We start from the raw sequence: 17,114 nt of genomic DNA, 5'->3' as shown, positions 1-17,114 counted from the left end.
GCCATGCGAGGGGGGCGCCTCCTCATCGGTCTCCTGGCGCCGGTCCTGGCAGCGCAGGCGCTCGCCCAGGCCCAGTCCACCCAGCAGGGCCAGCAGGGCCAGCAGGGCACCGGCGACTTCTACGGCCTGGGCGATTACACCTACTTCAGCGACACGACCCCCAAGCCTACCCCGACCCCCACACCCTCATCCGCGCCGGTTGCAAAGACGACGGTGACCAGTGTCGCCGAGCCGAGCGCGGCTCCCGCGCGGACCACCGCCAGCACCGCCCGCACGGTGCAGCCCGCGGCATCGAGCAATGCGGTCGCGGCCGAGCCGAGCGCGCAGTCGAGCAGTTCGACCTATACCTATCCCAAGGGGGATATGGCGGGCGCGCGCGCCGAGGCGAAGGCCCTGGCGACCTCAGCGCGACAGGCATCGGGCGGCATCATCTCCTCGACCGACCTTCCCTCGACGATCCCGGGCTTCAGCAGCGGCACCCAGCCCGGAGAAGCCTATGCCGACGATCCCGACGCGCTGATCGCGGCGGGTGGGTCTGCCGCTGGCGCGAACGAGGCATGGCAGCTCGTCACCGATCCGGGCCGCAAGGTCGTGACCGTGCCCGCCGGCGACCTCACGCGCGCGCAGGACGTGGAGAACGACCCAAACAGCTATCTGGCCGGTCAGTCGGTGGGCGGCACGGAAAGCAGCTGCAAGCCACTGCCACCCAATGGCACCACCGATTATTATGAGGCGACCTGCAACAAGGGCTCGAAGGTCGAGGATACGCCGGCGACCTGCACCGGCAGGATGGACCCGGTGATCGTCGATACGTTGCGGTACTTCTACTACGGCGTACGTGACCAGAACGAAGGTAACGGGTTCGCCCGCAACAGCGTGATGCAGGCCAAGGTCAGTGCCGGCATTTGCCGGGTCGAGGCGGGGACGCCGCATATCTGCGATGCGCAGATCGAATTGGGGGCGGGCGGCGGCAACGTCGAAGACTATCGTCGCTGGTGCAAGAGCCTGTCCTCAATGCGCACCACCGCGCAGCTTTATTCGTGCTCGGCCGAAATCCCCCAGGCGGAGATCCCGGCGCACCAGAATTACGCGACCGGCACAGTGTATCTCAGGAAGGAAGGTACGCGCGAGATCACGCTAAAGCGCAACGAGGGAAGCTGTCCGGCGCTGGTGGCCGACACCGCCTGCACCGCGACGGGACCGGAGGTCTGCACCGAGGGGCCTGAGACGCGGATCATTGACGGTGTGTCGGTCACGGCATCGTGCTGGGCGTGGTCGCGCCCGTTCACCTGCCAGCGCATCACCCAGGCGTCCGATTGCAGCGATCTGGAGAACGGCGGAAAATGCACGTTCCTGCGTGACGAGTGCCTCGACGATCCGCAGGTTGGTGCGTGCCAGGTAACCACGAAGGTCTACAAATGTCCGGTTCCGTCGCCTCCGACGAACGATCCAAAGCAATATATCTGTGGTGACGACGTCTACTGCATCGACGGTGAGTGTGAGCCGGTCGAGCGCGAGGCATCGACCGAGTTCAAGGACGCCGTGGTCGGGCTGCACGCGCTGGGCCAGGCCAATGCCGAATTCGACCCTGATACGCTGACGCTGTTTTCGGGCAAGCGGCAGACCTGCCACAAGCCGGTGTTCGGGCTGGTCAACTGCTGCGCTGGCAAGGCGTCGGGCCTCATCACCACGGCTGCCGGCGCGGCCGCGATCGCGGGCGGGCCGGTGGCGATCGCCGCGCTCGCGACGCCATTCCTCACCATGTTTATGTGCTCGAACGACGAGAAGCTTCTCGACGTGCAGGACCGCATGGGGATGTGCCACAAGCTGGGCGACTATTGCTCGGACAAGGTGCTGGGCATCTGCACATCGAAATCGACGGCCTATTGCTGCTTCGAAAGCAAGCTGTCGCGCATCCTGCAGGAACAGGGACGCCCGCAGATCAACAAGCCGTGGGGCAGCGCCAAGAAGGAAACCTGCAAGGGGTTCACGCTCGACGAATTCTCGCGGCTCGACCTGTCGGTGATGGATTTCACCGAGGTCTATGCCGAGTTCGTCGACGCCGCGAAGCTGCCCGACGAGATCGAAACCTCGCGCCAGATCCAGGAGCGGATCAAGGCCTATTACGACGCGAAGAAGAGCAAATGACCGGCGTGACGCAACTGTCGGACCATCGTCCCTTTCCCGACCTGTCGGTCGCGGAATTTGCGGTCCTGATCGCGCTCCTGCGCGCCGGACCGCACCCGGCCGGGTTCCTTATCCCGACGCTCGACAGCTGGTTCGATACGAAGCTGTGCGTGGCCGATCTCGAACCGACGATCGCGCGGCTGATCCGCGCCAACCTCATCCTGCGCCGGGGCGAGACGCTCTACCCGCGCCGGCACGCCCGCAACCTCATCATCGGGGTGTACGGCAACCTGTTCCGCATCCTCGCCGACGACATGGCGCAGCTCGTGTCGCTCAAGGAGCCGTCGCTCCTCGGAACGCTCAAATCCTACCTCACCCGCCGCGAACAGGAAGATCGCGAAAAGCAGAAGAAGAAGGACGACTGACATGCGCAAGGCCCTGACCCTCGCTCTCATCCTCTCGGTCGCATCGCCCGTGCTGACGCCGGCGACGGCGCAGGAGCTGACGCCGCTGCCGGATTCGGTGTCGTCCACCCGCGATGCCGGTGACGACGGCCGCGATGGCGGTCAGGATAGCTATGGCAGCGCGGACGATCTCGGATCGGCCGACCGCGTCGCGGCGCAGACCGGCGACGACTTCTACTGCCGCGAACGGCGGCTCGGCACCTGGTTCTACTGCGACAAGCCCAAAGCCAAGCCCGCCGAGCAGCGGTCGGCGCAGCCCGCGCGGTCGTCGGCCGAGCAGCTTGCGGCGATCTCGAAACAGCTGGAGGAGTTGAAGGCGCGGGCGATCCTCGAGCCGACGCCCGAGAACATCAGCCACTATATCGCCTTCCAGCGCGAGCAGCTCGATCGCGCCTCGTCGTTCGCCGACATGTGGCAGCGCACGGTGTGGCAGAACCCCGACCTCGACTACACGCTCCAGCGCCCCGTCAGCCAGCTGGGCAAGCGAACCTGGCTCGACACGCGCAACGCCGATCGCGAGCGCGTGTTGTCGCAGATCTCCCAGCGGTACGGCGTGTTCTATTTCTACTCGTCGGCCTGCGCCGCGTGCGAGACCTTCGGGCCGATCATGCGCAGCGTCTCGGATCGCTTCGGCCTGACCGTCATGGCGATCTCGCTCGATGGCGGGCCGACCCGTGCCTTCCCGAACTACACGGTCGACACCGGGCAATACAAGGCGATGGGCATGCGCGGCCAGCAGGTGCCCGCGCTCGTCCTGTTCGACACCGTCACCAAGCAGCCGATGCCGATCGGCTACGGCGTGATGGCGGCCGACGAGGTGATGAACCGCATCTTCACACTGACCAGCGTCAAGCCCGGGAGTGACTTCTGATGGTCCGCTCGATCGTCCGCTTCTGCGCCGCGGTTCTCGCGCAGGCCAGCATGATCCTCGCGCTTGGCGGTCTCGTCGCGACGCCGGCGATGGCCGACGTCCAGGGCGAGATGAACAGCTATTTCAACAAGTCGGGCGCGGCCGCGAACGTGACCGGCCCGACCGCCTTCCAGGGGCAGTCGGCGGGCTATTACTCGGGTGGTTCGCTGTGGAGCCGCTTTCCGCAGAAGTCGATCAACCCGGTCAGCGTCGCGCTCCCCAGCGCGCGCGGCGGCTGCGGTGGCATCGACCTGTTCGCGGGGTCATTCTCGTTCATCAACGCCGACGAGATCGTGGCAATGCTCAAGGCGACCGCCAACAACGCGATCGGCTTCGCCTTCCAGCTCGCGATCGACAGCATCTCCGCACAGATCGGCGGGGTGATGAAGGACATGAGCCAGCGCGTGCAGCAGCTGAACGCGTTCAACATGTCTTCGTGTGAAGCGGCGCAGCAGGCGATCGGTTCGCTGTGGCCGGCGATGGACGGGGCGTCTTCGACGATCTGCCAGCAGGTCGGCGGGGCGAAGGGCTTCTTCTCCGACGCGGCCGCGGCGCGACACGGCTGCACCAACAAGGGCGAGCGGGAATCGACGATCGCCAAGAGTGGTGACGATGCCGAGCTGGTCCAGTCGAAAAATTACACCTGGTATGCGCTCAATGCGAAAAGCGCGACCAAGCCGTCCCGGGAATATGCCGAGTTCCTCATGACGATGGTCGGCACGATCATCTACGACGCCACCAAGTCGGAAAGCAGCATGGGCGCGTTCCAGTTCATCGCGCCGGCAAGCTGGGACACCTATCAGGCGCTGCTCGACGGCACCGCCTCGGCACCAACCGACGTGTGGCAGTGCGACACGACCGACGACAAGGGGTGTCTGAGGCCAACCCCGACCAAACTGAGCATCTCGACCAACGAGGCGCTGCGAACGCGCGTCCTCAAGGCGATGGACAGCATGTCGGGCAAGATCCGCTCGAACGCCGCGCTGTCGGGCGACGAGATCGCGCTGCTCGGGATGACCTCGATCCCGCTCTACAAGATCCTCGTCGTCAACGAGGCCGCGCACATGGGCCTGTCGGGCGGCGATCGCGCGACGCTCGCCGAGATGGTGGCGATCGACATGCTGATGTCGATGCTCGACCGGATGCTGGACACGATCTCGCAGGCGCAGGCGGGCGCGAAGTTCGTCTCGACCGACGAGTTCAAGGCGTGGCGCGCCCAGGTCGACAGCGTGAAGACCGAGCTGTCGCGGCGCAGCGAGAAGATGGCCGGGCAGATCTCCAATACCTACCGGGTGATCCAATACACCCAGTTCATGGAATCCACCCTCAAGAACACGATGAGCCCGCAGCTGTCGGCATCGCTCCGGTTCGGACGCGGGCTGAGCGCGCAGGGCTTGCGGTAAACGTCAGGAAGGGAGCGACGGCGATGGGCGGGCTCGAAGTCTTCACGATCGGCGGGGGCGAATACATCGTCAACGTCTTCAATGCGGTCGCGGCATGGACCGGGGGCGGGGGCTATCGCTCGATGCTCCAGGTCGTGATGGTGATGGGCTTCATCTACTCGCTGTTCGTCGTCGCCTTCTCGCTCGACTGGCGGGCGTGGTTCAACTGGTTCCTCCAGTCGACGCTTATCTACATGATGCTGATGGTCCCAACCGTCACGGTGAAGGTGACCGACCGGATCAACCCCGCGCTCGCGCCGGCCGTGGTCGACAATGTGCCGCTGGGGCTTGGGGTGATGGCCTCGTTCACCAGCCAGGTCGGCGACTGGATGACGCGGTCGGCCGAGACCGTGTTCGTCATGCCCAACGCGCTCGCGCTGACCAACAACGGCATGATCTACGGCGCGCGGCTGATGGACAAGGCGCGCACCTTCCAGATCACCGACAGCGTTTTCCGCGCCAACCTCGACGAGCACCTGAAGCAATGCACCTTCTATGACGTACTGCTCGGCTTCAAGGCGATGGACGACCTGACCAAGACCAATGACCTGTGGGCGTCGATCGGGCCGGGGTCGCCGGCGCGCAGCCAGCGCTGGATTACTTCCACCGGCCCCGGCACGACCGAGAATTCCATCATTCCGTGCAACGAGGCATATTCTCGCATGGATGCGCAGTGGCGGGCTGCCTACGACAAGGATCTGCTGCCGTTCGCGAAGAGCGCCTATCCCGGCATCGCCGACACGGTCGCGGCCCAGCGCATCCGCGATGACCTGCCGATCGTCGCGGCGCAGATGCACGGCAGTTCGACCGATGCCTATTCGTACCTCAAGCAGATCTCGATGATCGACGCGTTCCTGGCCGCGCGGGAGAGCTTCTCCGACGCCGGGTGGGACGCCTACGCCTCGCAGCGCGCGGATGCCCAGGCCAAGAACACCTACACCTCGATCGCGACGCAGGCGATGACCTGGGTGCCGCTCCTCGGCATCGTCCTGACGGTCGTGTTCTACGCGATGTTCCCGGTGCTTTTCCCGCTGTTCCTGTTCCCCAGGACCGGCCTGCAGACGCTCAAGGGCTATGCGACCGGGTTCTTCTATCTCGCCTCCTGGGGGCCGCTCTACGTCATCCTGCACATGTTCGTGATGAGCAGGGCGGCGAGCCTTTACCATGCGGCATCGCCGATCGGGCCGACGCTGCTGGTCTCCGACGGCATGGCGAGCGTCAATGAATCGATCTCGACGCTCGCCGGCTTCCTGATGATGAGCGTGCCGTTCATCGCGGGCGGGATGGCGCGCGGCGCGATGGCGATCGCGGGCCATGCGACCTCGATGCTGCAACCGGCGCACAGCGCGGCCGAGCAGGCGGCGACCGAGCGCACGACCGGCAACTATTCGTACGGCAACACCTCGTTCCAGAACCTGACGTCGGGCATGACCCAGGCGAACAAGTTCGACGATCAGCCCAAGTTCAATTCGGGCTATTCGGTCGGCACGTTCACGAACGCCGATGGCGGGGTGACATACGGCTTCGCGGACGGGACCAACGCGTTCGATACGCGCCAGGGCATCTCGAACCTCGCGTTCACGCCGACGCGGACCGCCGGGTTCGACAGCAGCATGAGCCGCGCGCTCTCGGACGGGCAGACGCACACCCAGTCGCTCCGCAGGGCGGCATCGCAATCCTGGAACGCTACGGCGACGACGGCGACGGATCTGTTGACGGCCGCTGAGCATCGGCGGGGGAGTTCGACCGAGACGGGGTCGGGGTTCAATAACAGCATCACCAGAATGACGGAGGCATCTCGGAGCCTTTCCACCGGGCTGACCAGTCGCTTTGGGCTTAGTGAGTCCGACAGTCAGAGTATAGCACGAGCGACCCAAATGACGGGAAGTGCGGATGCAGGCCTTTCGATTGCGGCGAAGTTGTGGAAGGTCGATACAAAAGCAGGCTTGGCAGCCAAGATCGCATCAATCGCCAGCGAGAATACGGACAGACGCATTTCGGGCGAACAGGCGTATTCTGAGCTCTCGGATTATCTTACTAAGGAGACGAATTCGACGCAGGCCCGGGCAGCACGCGACGAATTCATGCGTGAATCGAGCACGAGCGGAGATAGCGAGGTTCGGTCGCTGTCGCAGAAGCTCGGCGTCAGCGTCGGGGAGTCGCGGTCGGCGTCGTTGGAAGCAACTCGAGCCGAAGAGACGTTCCAGCGGGTCAGCAATGATGTGAGGGAGTCCTCGGCGCGGGGCTGGTCCCTCAACCGGAACGAGAGCCAGGAGTTTGTCGTGTATGCCCAGGAGCGGCTTCTCGGCGACGACACGCTGTCGCAGTTCGGGTGGACGCCGGGCATGGTCATGCCGCGCACGCCGCAACAGGAACAGGTGCGCGATATCCTGCTGGGCGAGTTCATGGAGCGCCGCGTCGCTTTGGTTCGCGACGAACTGGGTGTAAGCGTGCCTGAGCGCCTTTCCGGGCAATTGCATGGCCCTGCATCGGCGACGCCGGGTGCGGTACAACAATGGGGCAATCAGCGGGCAGCGGGTGTCAGGGCGCAAGGGCCAGATGTTTCGATCCGCGAGAGTTCGCGCGACCTTGACCTGGCCGGCAACGTCGCTGACGCGATTCCGAACGCGTCAGCGCGCATCACGCGTGGCGCATTCGAGGTCGGCAATGGTGTCGACGAGGCGAGAGGGACGGCGGGTCAGCTAGTTGACCATGTCCAAGAGCGCAATGACGCGTGGATCACGACGACACTTCCGGGTGTTGAGGGCGCGCGCAACTGGGTCCGTGACAATCTGGGCATAGGTGCTGGCACCAGCCATGTTTACGAAGTCCCTCGCGGTGAGCGAACGATGCTGCCGATTTCGGGGCGGCTGAGTTCGGGAATGGGTGGTCGGATCGATCCGGTCACGGGCGAGCCTGGACGGCATCACCGAGGGGTGGATATTGCAGCGCCAGCCGGGACGGAGATCCGCGCGCCTGCATCGGGTCAGGTCATTCGGAACGACTTCCAAGCCAACGGTGCCGGGAATTATGTGGTCCTGCAACACGGCGACGGCTCACAGAGCAAATACTTCCATATGCAGGACCGGTCTGGCTTCCAGGTAGGAAGTACGGTCGAGGCCGGGGCTGTGATTGGCCGCGTTGGCAGCACAGGGAAATCGACCGGGTCGCACCTTCATTATGAATTATGGAGGGATGGCGCTCCGGTCGATCCGAGGCGGTGGCAGTTGAGAAACTAATGGAAAGGAAAAAAGAAAACGATGAGGATTACGGCAATAATTGCCATCGCGGTCCACTTCGAATTCCCGTGACCCTCAACCACAGCCGAGTTTGACGGATAAGCCTCATCCATCAGCTCTCGGCCGTAAGGAGTGGACATATCATACATGTTCTGCGGATTGATGTAATAGGACGAAGGCGAGGGAGGGGACCCACCGATCGGATACCGATCCCAGTCCATTTGGCCAGTTTCGTGGTTCAACATGGCCGCTCCTTCCTTAATCCGTAGCTGACCGAGCTGGTCAGAATTAGGCTTGCAAAGCCTAGCATATCGGATTGAGTCTGACGAGGATTTTCACCCGCACTGACGGAGTGAAGCATGACGGAGCAGAGCGGCGCGAACCCGCGCACGGTCGAACGCTACGAGGCGCTGCTGCGCGATCATCTGCTGTTCTACGATGCGCTGCGTCTGCGCGAGCGCCGGCCGAGGAGCGCGGCGCAGCGCCAGTTTCAGGACGTGGCGTGGGGCAAGGCCCCGCCGGTAACCGATCACGAGCTCGCCTATGTTTGGCACCTGAAGGCGCGTAGGATCGCGCCTTTCAACACCCCGACGCCGGCACCGCATATCGACGACGTGATGGCCGGGTACGACCTCGGGGCGCGGCCGGTGAGTGGCGACGTCGGCACGAAATGGGATAATGCCTGGCGCGAGTATCGTGGTGGCCGGGAGTTCTTCTGAGCCAAACAGATTAAAGGAGTGGACCGATCTGCAACCGATATCGCCTGAGCGCCAAACAGGCCGCGGTGATGCGGTCGGTCGGGTTCGAGCCGCCGTATCCCGAGGACGAGACCTACCCGGTGCCGCGCGAGATCTTCCCGACCGGCAAGAAGACCGCGCGCTATGGCTTGGTCGTCAGGCGGGCAGGGGAGCGTAACCGCCCGCTTGAGCCGATCGCGATGGAATGGGGCTTCCCGACCAAGGGAGCGAGCAAGCGCGACCCGGCGGTCAAGCTGGACAAGTTCGTCACCAATGCGCGGAATCTCTCATCGTCGATGTGGAAGCCGTCGATCGCCAGTCCCGATCGCCGCTGCCTGGTCCCGTTCACGCATTTCGCCGAACCACATCCCGAGGGCGGGAAGGGCGATGACGGCAAACCCCGCCAGATGTGGTTCTCGCTGCCTGACCAGCCCATCGCCTTCTTCGCCGGTCTGTGGCGGCCGACCGAGCGCGGCGATGCCTATGCCTTCTGCACCACCTCTCCCAACGCCACCGTCGATCCCTGGCATCCCAAGGCCATGCCGGCGATCCTTCACCCTCGCGATTTCACGGCATGGCTCGACGGCAGCTATGAAGACGCCCTGAAGCTCGTCCGCACCTACGAGGGCGAGATGAGCGCGCAGGAGGCAACTCCCGATGGCGGCGCGACGTGAACCGGGCTAAGGCCGGTCCAATCATTCACCACCGGGACGTGTTCATGACGACGACATCCGATCTGGCCGAACAAATCTCCAATACCCATGGCCTCGCAAAGGCGGACGCCAGGAAGGTCATCGATGCGATCCTTGCGAACATCACCGCGGCTGTCGCGACTGGCGAGGAAGTCAGTCTCAACGGGTTCGGCAAGTTCAAGCTGAAGGACACCCCAGAGCGCCAGGGGCGCAACCCGTCGACAGGCGAGGCGATCACGATCGCGGCGTCGCGAAAGCTGACGTTCGTGCCCGCCAAGGCGGTCCGCGATCGGATGAACGGAAAATGATAAAGGGGCCAGCGTTTGAGAAGGCTGGCCTAAACTGAGGGGACTTCATGGCCGATACCGCAGCCGACTACCGCGCGAGGGCAGCGGCCGATCTTGCCGAGGCGCAGCAGCTCGTTCTCCCCCATGCTCGGAACCGTATGCTGCATTCGGCCGATCGCTGGTCGAAGATGGCTGATGTGGCCGATCGCCGTGTCCGGTAAGGAAAGCACGACGGTCGCGCTCGACGTGGCTAACTGGTCAGCGGTCCAGGCAATGGTCGAGCGTCTCGACGACAGGGCTGTGATAGCGATCTACGAGCTGGCCGAAGGCGCTGGTCCGGTCGCGGACCTCGCGGCCGCACAGATGGAAAAACGCAACCTCGACTATTAAGTCAAGTTAAGAGTTCGTCCGCTGGTTAAGCCGCTGTTGCCGACCCGGCACAAGCCACGTTCCGGTTGTTGCTGCCAGTTAGAAAAGACACATTCTCCGCTAGATAGAAACGACACTCGCTCGTGGCAGCGGGGGCAGCGTGGAGCCCCCCAAGCAGCGCAGCGCTGCCCCCGCTGATGCGATGACATGGCGGCTCTCGCCCTTGGACCCGCTGCGACAGCATCGGGCGCGAGGCCCAGTTGGTTTTCTGCCCAGGGTCTCGCTGGCCGTTCGTTTCTGAAAAGGTGGGTCGTGGCTTTTGGCTGCTGCTGTGGATGAACCGCCGCCAGCAGCCATCATGACGCGGGTTTGTGACACCTCGAGACCCGCGGAAGGCCGACGTCGAAGAGGTTGCGTCACAACCGGACGGCTCCGACACCGTCCCGATTGGGATGGTATTTCAAGAATCCGTCAGTTTCTGCTGATATTGATGACTGATCTGGTTCAACCTAGCTTCGCGCCATGCACGTCATCACCGCCCCATCGAACCTCGGGCTTCGGCCACTGCGTCTCAACCATGAGCCCGGCACGTGGCGTGCGCCTGCGGCGCTCCTTGAGGCGGGGCTGTTGGACGCGCTCGGCGCGCCGCTCGTCACAAGTTTGCCGCGTCCGATTTACTCGACGGAGCCGCAAGCCGGAACACGCATACGCAATGGTCAAACCATGCGAGACTTCAATCTCATGCTGGCTGATGCCGTCCGCGACGTACGACGCAAAGGCGAATTCGCCCTCGTTATCGGTGGCGATTGCTCGATCCTGATGGGCGCACTCGCCGGCGCACGCGAAGAGGGGCAAGTCGCTTTGATCCACATCGACGGCCACAGCGATTTTCGGCATCCGGGGAACTACGACTTCGACCAAAGTCTGGGTGCGGCGGCAGGTATGGACCTTGCCTTGGTGACAGGGCGTGGTGAGCCGCTGGGAACCCAATGGCTGGATATCGGAGGGCCGCTCGTCGCGGATGCGGACGTGATCCAGCTTGGCGAGCGCGAAAGCCGCGACCCGGACTTCGCGTGGCCTGATGTGCAGCATACGGCAATCGATACGATCGACGTGTTCGAGGCGACCGCTATCGGAGTGGAAGGCGTTGCTGCCCGTATCGCCACCATGCTTGCGGCTAAGCCGGATCAAGGTTTCTGGATTCATCTCGACGTGGACGTATTGGACGACGCCATCATGCCTGCGGTCGATTGCCCCGGCAGTCCCGGCATACCGCCGAAAGACTTAGTTGCGATCCTGCATCCGCTGGTCGCCGATGAACGGTGCCGGGGCATGACCGTGACGGTATTCGACCCGGACCTTGATCCTGATGGCAAGTACGCTGCCACGATCGTGTCGCTGATGGCGGACCTACCTTTCCCAGCACCTACATCCGTCGATCCGATCGCGTGAGCGCTGGCTAAGCCTTCCCAATCAGGAACGGCCAACGAGACGGCTCGGGCTTTCCCACTAGGATGGTGAAATGGGAAGGCCCAATTCTGGTAGCCGGATGACGTCCGCAGCTTCTGTTAAATCCCTGAGACAGCAACACCTGCACCGACGAGCGCCATAGCTAGCATTGAAAGTACGCCAGCGAGCGCGAACAGACCCCAAACGCCACTTGCGGGTTTCGGCCCTCTGAAGTCCGCAACGATCTTGATGCCGCAGTACACCGCGTTCCAAATCAGCAGCACGACGGTGACGATGAGCCAGACGATCATAGGCAATGATAGTCAGCGGTGCGGAATATCTGCAAGCGACCGGGCTTTCGGCCATCGCGGTCGTCGCAGAAGGAACGACCGGCGTGACGGCCAAGTCGTTCCCGTTGGGATGGTGAAATGGGAAAGCCGCGGACGGCCGCTCCCGGGATCAGCGATCGAGCGGCTTGGTCATCTTCCCGTCGCCCTCTCCCGCGCCATCACAAGCGACATAGCCGAACGACTGGTAGAACCTCCGAGCCGTCTTCGTGCTTTCCAAGCGGCATTCGGTAACGCCGCTTGGTGTCCTACCGGGGGAGGGGTATCGGCAGCAGCAAGACAGCCGGAGCAATCTTCATAGGAAATGAATATCGGGAAGGTGACGTATTTAGCTGCACCCGTCATCACGAGGCGAGTAAGGGTCGGCAAGCCAATTTGGATTCTCGTTCACCGAGCGCCGCATGTAATCCACAAAACTCCTGACGACAGGCGATAGTTCGCGTCTGCTCGGGAAGACGAGGCTGACCGGGACCGTCGGCAAGGCCCAGCGGGGGAGAATGCGCTCGAGCTTGCCGTCCAGTAGGCTTCCACCACACAGATATGCTGACACAGGACCGATCCCGGCACCGCGGCCGACCAGCGCACAGATGGTCAGTGCGTCGTTAACGGTTATGCGGGAGCGAGGCTCAACGATTGCTTCCACGCCACCGCGCGTCAAACGCCACGAGCGTGGTCGACCGCCCACGCCCGGCATATCGATGACACGGTGCCGGCGCAGTTCATCCGGTGCCTGCGGCCGGCCGTGCGCGTCCAGATAGTCCGGGGTGGCACAGAGATACTGCGTCATCTCGCCGAGCCGCGTCGCAACGAGCGTGGAGTCCCCGAGCGATCCCATGCGGATCGCGATGTCGACCTTCTCCGCCACGAGTTCGGCGTTGCGACTGGTGAGATCGAGTGCGACCGTCACGTCGGGATAGAGTTCAACAAATCCGGGCAGCTCGCGGCCTAGCACGTTGATGCCGAAACCGATGCCGGCACTAATGATCAGGTGACCGCGCGGCGTCTCCGCGAAACCGGCGACGTCGGCCATCGCGTTGTCGATCCCCGACAGCAGGTCGCCGCAACGGTCGCGAAGCGCGAGCCCGGCGGCGGTCATGCTGACGTCGCGCGTGGTTCGTTGCAGCAGGCGGACACCCAGCGCCTGTTCTAAGCGCGATACAGCGCGGCTGACGCTTGATTTCGGCAAGGCCAGCGCAGTCGCGGCAGCGGAGAAGCCACCGAGCGACGCGACGCGCTCGAAGACGCGCAGATCGTTGAGGTCGATCTTCATTGTTCCGTTCCGTGAACGATGTGTCCCAATCGTGCAAAGGTCCGTTTCGGCCCACGCTCGTTTTCCTCCAAGCTGCCGGCGGACGCAATGTGCCACGAGCGGCACAGTTTTCAGTGCATGGAGGCGTGATGCGAACAGATCGAACCGTAATTATCACCGGCGCTGCCGGCGGCATGGGCCGTCCCTTCGTTGAGCGTTTCATCGCCAACGGCGATACCGTCATCGCCACCGACACAAGCGACGACGCGCTCGCGGCGCTAACCGAAGCGATCCCCAGTGACCGGCTGTTCGTGCAGACCGCCGACATCACCAGCGAGGCGGACGGTTCCGCACTCGCCGCGCTGGCGAACGAAATGCGGGGGCAGGTCGACGTGCTGCTAAACGTCGCTGGCTTCTTCCCGGTACAGGGGTTTCTGGACATGAGCGCCGAGGACTGGCGCAAGATCGTCGACATCAACCTGACCGGCACCGCGCTGATGTGCCGGGCGATGCTGCCGCTGATGACCGGGCGCGGTTGGGGCAGGATCGTCAACATCGGATCGGCCTCGGTAAACGAGGGCGTCGCCGGGCAGACGCACTACGTGTCGGCGAAGGCGGGCGTGATCGGCCTGACGCGCAGCCTGGCCCGCGAGTTCGGCGGCGAGGGCATCACCGTCAATCTGATCGCCCCGGGGGTCACCATCACGCCCAACGCCGCCAAGGCGCTGCCCAAGCAAATTCAGGAGGCGCAGATCGCCAAGCGTGCGATCCAGCGCGAGGAGACGCCTGCGGACCTCGTGGGTGCCGCCTTCTTCTTCGCCTCGCCCGACGCTGATTTCATCACCGGCCAGACGCTCGTCGTGGACGGTGGACTGCACATGACCTGATCCGGGAGACCGACATGACCGACCTGTTCACGCCGATGGACCTCCACGGCCTCGACCTTCCCAACCGTATCTGGATGTCGGCGATGACACGAACCCGCGCCACGTCCGACCACGTCCCCACCCCGCTGATGGGCGAGTATTTCACGCAGCGCGCCGGGGCCGGGCTGATCGTGACCGATTGCACCGCCGTGTCCCCGCAGGGCGCGGGCGTCATCAACGGCCCGGGCATCTGGCGCGACGATCAGATCGCCGGGTGGCGGATCGTCACCGATGCGGTGCATGCCGCCGGCGGGCGCATCTATTGCCAGCTCTGGCACGCGGGCCGCGTCTCGCATCCCGACCTTCACGACGGCGGCGCCCCGGTCGCGCCGTCGCCGTTGCCGGCCGTGGGCAAGTTCCGCTTTCCCGATCGCGAGGTCGACTTCACCGTGCCGCGTGCCCTCGATGCCAACGAGATACCCGGCATCATCGCCGACTTCGCGCAGGCGACGCGCAACGCCCGCGAGGCCGGATTCGACGGCGTCGAGCTTCACGCCGCCAACGGTTATCTCCATGACCAGTTTCTGCAAGACGTCAGCAACCATCGCACCGACGACTGGGGCGGCACGATCGAGAAACGCGCGCGGCTGATCCTGGAGACGATCGAGGCGATGGCCGACGCCTGGTCGATTAAGCGCGTCGGCATCCGCCTCGCGCCCTCGATCTCGCTCTACGGCATGGGTGACAGCGATCCGCTGGCGACGTTCGCGCACGTGGTCCGCGAACTGGACAGACGGCGTGTCGGCTATCTCACCATGCTGGAGCCGAACGCGAAGGATCTGGAAAAGGGCGTCGCGATCGAGGACGTCGCCGGCACCTTCAGGCCGATGACGTCGGTGCCGTTGATCGCCAACACCGGCTTCGACCGCGCGAAGGGGATGGCGACGGTCGCGGCGGGCAAGGCGGATGCCATCGCCTACGGCACGCTGTTCCTCGCCAACCCCGATCTGGTCGCCCGCTTCGCCGCGGACGACGGTGCGCTGAACAAGCCCGAACCGGCCACCTTCTACGGCGTCGGCCCGAAGGGCTACATCGATTATCCGACGCGGGAGGCGACCGGCGCATGACGGCGTGGGATGCCTTTGCAGTGCGCCGGATCACGATCGGCGAAATCGACATCTCCGTCAGGGTGGGCGGTGACGGGCCGCCGCTGGTGCTGCTGCACGGTTTTCCGCAGCACTCGCTCGCCTTTCGCCGCATTGCCCCTGCGCTGACGGATCGCTTCACCGTCATCGTACCGGACCAGCGCGGTATGGGTGCCTCGACCCTGCCGGCAGGCTCGTTCACGAAGACCGACATGGCGCGCGATCTCGCCGGGGTGCTCGACGCGCTGGAGATCGAGCAGGTGCATGTCGCTGGCTATGATCTGGGCGCGGGCGTTGCCGTCGCCTTTGCGCGGGACTTCCCCAATCGGGTGCGACGGCTGGCGGTGATGGAGTTCGTCGCCGCCGGGTTCGGTCTGGAGGCGGCGATGGCGCCGAAGGCCGGCTGGAACGTGGACTCCAACTGGCATTTCTCAGTGTTCGCCGCTCCCGACGTCGCCGCATGGCTGTTCCACGGCCGAGAGCGCGAGGTGCTCTCCTGGTTTTTCGGGCACGAGTCGCACCGCGGGGTCAACGCCGTACCACCTGAGGATTTCGAAGCGTATGTCCGCTCGCTTTCCCGGCCCGGCGCACTCCGTGCGGGCGCGCAATACTACGCCGCGATCTTCCGTGACGGAGAGGACAACGCCCCGCTCAGGTCGCGTCCGCTGGCGATGCCGGTGCTGGCGGTCGGCGGCGAATCCCATGCCGGTCCGATGCTGAAGGCGCTCTGGTCGTCGGTCGCGGCCGACCTCTCGACCGCCGTCATCCCGGAGGCGGGACACTGGCTGGGCGAAGAGAACCCCGTCGCGACGGCTGCCGCGCTCGCAACGTTCTTTCTGGAGGATGATAAATGACCAGTTCGAAGATCGGCGCCTTCCCCTGCGATCTGCCGCTACCGCCGGACGATCCCGCGCGCGCGCTCGTCCACGTCCATGCCGACGATGACGGCCTCGAGCGACTACACCTGGCCGGCGACACCTACACCTTCCTCGTCACCGGCGCGCAAAGCGACGGGCGCTTCTGTCTGATCGACATGCACGTGCCCGCGGGCGGTGGCCCGAAACCGCACCGGCATCAGTTCGACGAACTCTTCTACATGCTGGACGGCGAGCTGGAGCTGACGTTCCGCGGTGAGACGAAGACCGTGCGGTCCGGCGAGACGGTCAACGTCCCCGCCAACGCTCCGCACGCCTTCGTCAATGCCTCCGACAAGCCCGCGCGGATGCTGTGCCTGTGCGCGCCAGCGGGGCAGGAGGAGTTCTTCCGCGAGATGGGCACACCTGCCGGATCGCGGACGGAACCGGCATCGGAGCCAGATCCGGATATGATGAACGCATTCGCCGAGAAGGCGCGTCGCCTCGGGCCGGTCTACCGTAGCGAGTTCGTCGATAGCTGATCGAGTGACCGGCCTTCTTCAACCTTTTGAGCTGTCTCGTGGGGCACTGGACGCGAAATGAATGAAATCTTTCCGCGCCGGACAGAAGGTCGGCGACGACCTACCGCAGCCAAGACGACCGGGCGATACCGGTCAGCCCGATCGCGGTGGAATACGAGATCTTGCCGCTCGGCCGCACTCTGCCACCGCCGTTCATGGCGCTGTATACGTGGACCATCGACCATCTATCCGAGGTGGAAGCCGCACGGGCTCGCTTCGACAACCCCTCTGACGGTGCATGAGGACTGGCTCAAACTAGAGACAGCGAATCTGTGCAACGCGGCTCCAGTTCGACTGAACCGTGGAGCACGTCACTTCCCACAAACGAACCCGTAGCGGGAAAGTAGCCTTTCTCA

General features: G+C 64.3%; 18 protein-coding genes. 15 read left to right on the top strand and 3 right to left on the bottom strand.

Annotated elements, in window-relative coordinates; genetic code table 11:
• Positions 1–3 precede the first annotated feature (3 nt).
• The 5 genes from MF610_RS17375 to MF610_RS17355 are packed head-to-tail and all read left to right on the top strand — an operon-like array spanning position 4 to position 8,182.
• A complete protein-coding gene (locus tag MF610_RS17375; protein ID WP_242201556.1) occupies positions 4–2,148 on the top strand; it encodes a conjugal transfer protein TraN in 2,145 nt (714 codons plus the stop codon).
• On the top strand, positions 2,145–2,552 hold the full coding sequence (locus MF610_RS17370) for a hypothetical protein (RefSeq protein WP_037447140.1): 408 nt from the start codon (positions 2,145–2,147) through the stop codon (positions 2,550–2,552). The genes MF610_RS17375 and MF610_RS17370 overlap by 4 nt, the downstream gene beginning before the upstream one ends.
• Before the next feature lies 1 nt (position 2,553).
• Entirely contained in the window at positions 2,554–3,462 is a 909-nt protein-coding gene (gene traF / locus MF610_RS17365) for a conjugal transfer protein TraF (RefSeq protein ID WP_024310614.1), read from the top strand.
• Positions 3,462–4,904 carry a conjugal transfer protein TraH gene (locus MF610_RS17360; protein WP_242201555.1) on the top strand — a complete coding sequence of 481 codons (1,443 nt, stop codon included), beginning with the start codon at positions 3,462–3,464 and terminating at the stop codon, positions 4,902–4,904. Before traF ends, MF610_RS17360 begins: the two co-directional genes overlap by 1 nt.
• Positions 4,905–4,927: 23 nt before the next feature.
• The gene (locus tag MF610_RS17355; RefSeq protein WP_062126597.1) at positions 4,928–8,182 is read left to right on the top strand and encodes a conjugal transfer protein TraG N-terminal domain-containing protein; all 3,255 of its coding nucleotides are present in this window, start codon (positions 4,928–4,930) and stop codon (positions 8,180–8,182) included.
• Here the strand turns inward: MF610_RS17355 and MF610_RS17350 are convergent.
• Positions 8,179–8,427 carry a hypothetical protein gene (locus MF610_RS17350; protein WP_024310611.1) on the bottom strand — a complete coding sequence of 83 codons (249 nt, stop codon included), beginning with the start codon at positions 8,425–8,427 and terminating at the stop codon, positions 8,179–8,181. The two genes, MF610_RS17355 and MF610_RS17350, sit on opposite strands and share 4 nt — an antisense overlap.
• 114 nt (positions 8,428–8,541) lie before the next feature.
• Between MF610_RS17350 and MF610_RS17345 the strand changes: the two genes are divergently transcribed.
• The 6 genes from MF610_RS17345 to MF610_RS17320 all read left to right on the top strand — a co-directional run bounded on the left by MF610_RS17345 (position 8,542) and on the right by MF610_RS17320 (position 11,719).
• The gene (locus tag MF610_RS17345; protein ID WP_024310610.1) at positions 8,542–8,901 is read left to right on the top strand and encodes a hypothetical protein; all 360 of its coding nucleotides are present in this window, start codon (positions 8,542–8,544) and stop codon (positions 8,899–8,901) included.
• Between the two features lie 26 nt (positions 8,902–8,927).
• Positions 8,928–9,593, top strand: a complete 666-nt coding sequence (locus tag MF610_RS17340) for an SOS response-associated peptidase family protein (protein ID WP_339328551.1) — start codon at positions 8,928–8,930, stop codon at positions 9,591–9,593.
• A gap of 44 nt (positions 9,594–9,637) precedes the next feature.
• A complete protein-coding gene (locus tag MF610_RS17335; protein WP_242201554.1) occupies positions 9,638–9,919 on the top strand; it encodes an HU family DNA-binding protein in 282 nt (93 codons plus the stop codon).
• A gap of 47 nt (positions 9,920–9,966) precedes the next feature.
• Positions 9,967–10,119: a hypothetical protein gene (locus MF610_RS17330; protein WP_242201553.1), complete on the top strand. Its 153-nt coding sequence runs from the start codon at positions 9,967–9,969 to the stop codon at positions 10,117–10,119.
• Positions 10,094–10,288: a hypothetical protein gene (locus tag MF610_RS17325; RefSeq protein WP_242201552.1), complete on the top strand. Its 195-nt coding sequence runs from the start codon at positions 10,094–10,096 to the stop codon at positions 10,286–10,288. Before MF610_RS17330 ends, MF610_RS17325 begins: the two co-directional genes overlap by 26 nt.
• A gap of 501 nt (positions 10,289–10,789) precedes the next feature.
• A complete protein-coding gene (locus MF610_RS17320) occupies positions 10,790–11,719 on the top strand; it encodes an arginase family protein (RefSeq protein WP_242201551.1) in 930 nt (309 codons plus the stop codon).
• A gap of 116 nt (positions 11,720–11,835) precedes the next feature.
• On the opposite strand, the gene MF610_RS17315 is transcribed toward MF610_RS17320, so the two are convergent.
• Positions 11,836–12,027 carry a hypothetical protein gene (locus MF610_RS17315; RefSeq protein ID WP_242201550.1) on the bottom strand — a complete coding sequence of 64 codons (192 nt, stop codon included), beginning with the start codon at positions 12,025–12,027 and terminating at the stop codon, positions 11,836–11,838.
• 364 nt (positions 12,028–12,391) lie between these two features.
• Positions 12,392–13,333 (bottom strand): LysR family transcriptional regulator, encoded by a 942-nt coding sequence (locus MF610_RS17310; RefSeq protein WP_242201549.1) that lies wholly within the window; start codon positions 13,331–13,333, stop codon positions 12,392–12,394.
• Between the two features lie 128 nt (positions 13,334–13,461).
• Between MF610_RS17310 and MF610_RS17305 the strand changes: the two genes are divergently transcribed.
• From MF610_RS17305 to MF610_RS17290, 4 genes are read left to right on the top strand one after another with little or no spacing between them, the layout of a single operon-like run.
• Entirely contained in the window at positions 13,462–14,199 is a 738-nt protein-coding gene (locus MF610_RS17305; RefSeq protein ID WP_242201548.1) for an SDR family NAD(P)-dependent oxidoreductase, read from the top strand.
• Between the two features lie 14 nt (positions 14,200–14,213).
• Positions 14,214–15,305 (top strand): alkene reductase, encoded by a 1,092-nt coding sequence (locus MF610_RS17300; protein WP_242201547.1) that lies wholly within the window; start codon positions 14,214–14,216, stop codon positions 15,303–15,305.
• Entirely contained in the window at positions 15,302–16,177 is an 876-nt protein-coding gene (locus tag MF610_RS17295; protein WP_242201546.1) for an alpha/beta fold hydrolase, read from the top strand. The genes MF610_RS17300 and MF610_RS17295 overlap by 4 nt, the downstream gene beginning before the upstream one ends.
• A complete protein-coding gene (locus MF610_RS17290) occupies positions 16,174–16,719 on the top strand; it encodes a cupin domain-containing protein (RefSeq protein ID WP_242201545.1) in 546 nt (181 codons plus the stop codon). Before MF610_RS17295 ends, MF610_RS17290 begins: the two co-directional genes overlap by 4 nt.
• The last annotated feature ends 395 nt before the right edge of the window (positions 16,720–17,114 follow it).

Origin of the sequence: Sphingomonas hankookensis, from assembly GCF_022664465.1 — a bacterium.
Classification (GTDB): Bacteria; Pseudomonadota; Alphaproteobacteria; order Sphingomonadales; family Sphingomonadaceae; genus Sphingomonas; species Sphingomonas hankookensis.
Note: the sequence above shows the minus strand (reverse complement) of the source record. Positions and strands in the feature narration are given on the sequence as shown.